The 285-nt window shown below is 43.2% G+C and carries 1 pseudogene; it reads left to right on the forward strand.

Annotated elements, in window-relative coordinates:
• Positions 1–285: pseudogene (locus DCK90_RS16910) on the forward strand (hypothetical protein); the annotation flags it as partial.

Here is a 285-nt window from a genome sequence, read left to right on the forward strand (position 1 = left end):
GAAGGTGTGGATGCCGAAGCTGAAGTTGGAGGTATTCTTTATGGTGGTACTGAAGATGATGACAATTCAGGTAGTATCGAATACTTGATCATCAACTATGCCGGTGCGCAGATTAGCACCGAATCTCAGTATAATGGCCTTACACTTTATGCAGTAGGTTCTGGAACCACAATCGATAATGTTGCCATCAAAAATGGAACAGACGACGGTGTTGAGTTCTTTGGTGGAACCGTTTCCGCTTCCAACTTTTACTTGGAAAACAATGAAGATGACGCTATTGACTGG

Source organism: Muricauda brasiliensis, from assembly GCF_003057865.1.
Taxonomy (GTDB): Bacteria; Bacteroidota; Bacteroidia; order Flavobacteriales; family Flavobacteriaceae; genus Flagellimonas; species Flagellimonas chongwuensis.